Annotated in this window: 1 rRNA gene; it reads right to left on the bottom strand. The window is 54.0% G+C overall.

What is annotated here, in order from left to right:
* A 23S ribosomal RNA gene (locus Q0894_RS15725) occupies nt 1–1153 on the bottom strand; the annotation flags it as partial.
* Nucleotides 1154–1164 lie beyond the last annotated feature (11 nt).

The raw sequence follows: 1164 nt of genomic DNA, 5'->3' as shown, positions 1-1164 counted from the left end.
ACCCGTAGCTTCGGTACCTGGTTTAGCCCCGTTACATCTTCCGCGCAGGCCGACTCGACTAGTGAGCTATTACGCTTTCTTTAAAGGATGGCTGCTTCTAAGCCAACCTCCTAGCTGTCTGAGCCTTCCCACATCGTTTCCCACTTAACCAGGATTTGGGGACCTTAGCTGACGGTCTGGGTTGTTTCCCTTTTCACAATGGACGTTAGCACCCACTGTGTGTCTCCCACGCGTCACTCACCGGTATTCGGAGTTTGCCTCGGGTTGGTAAGTCGGGATGACCCCCTAGCCGAAACAGTGCTCTACCCCCGGCGGTGCTACGTGAGGCGCTACCTAAATAGCTTTCGAGGAGAACCAGCTATCTCCGGGCTTGATTAGCCTTTCACTCCGATCCACAAGTCATCCCCGCATTTTTCAACATACGTGGGTTCGGTCCTCCAGTTGATGTTACTCAACCTTCAACCTGCTCATGGATAGATCGCCCGGTTTCGGGTCTATTCCCAGCGACTGGTCGCCCAGTTAAGACTCGGTTTCCCTACGCCTCCCCTATACGGTTAAGCTCGCCACTGAAAATAAGTCGCTGACCCATTATACAAAAGGTACGCGGTCACATGACATGCATGCTCCCACTGCTTGTACGCATACGGTTTCAGGATCTATTTCACTCCCCTCTCCGGGGTTCTTTTCGCCTTTCCCTCACGGTACTGGTTCACTATCGGTCAGCCAGGAGTATTTAGCCTTGGAGGATGGTCCCCCCGTCTTCAGTCAAGGTTTCTCGTGCCCCGACCTACTCGATTTCACATGATCAGATTTTCGACTACGGGGCTATCACCCACTATGGCCGCGCTTCCCAACGCGTTCGTCTAATCAGTCACATGCTTAAGGGCTGGTCCCCGTTCGCTCGCCGCTACTGGGGGAATCTCGGTTGATTTCTTTTCCTCAGGGTACTTAGATGTTTCAGTTCCCCTGGTTCGCCTCCCGCCACCTATGTATTCAGTGCGGGATACCCACGTTACCGTGGGTGGGTTTCCCCATTCAGAGATGCCCGGGTCACAGGTTGTTTGCCACCTCGCCGAGCCTTATCGCAGGCTTCCACGTCTTTCATCGCCTCTGGCTGCCTAGGCATCCACCGTATGCGCTTCATCGCTTGACCATATAACCCCA

The sequence above is a fragment of the uncultured Halomonas sp. genome, assembly GCF_947501415.1.
In the GTDB taxonomy this organism is placed as follows: Bacteria; Pseudomonadota; Gammaproteobacteria; order Pseudomonadales; family Halomonadaceae; genus Halomonas.
Note: the sequence above shows the minus strand (reverse complement) of the source record. Positions and strands in the feature narration are given on the sequence as shown.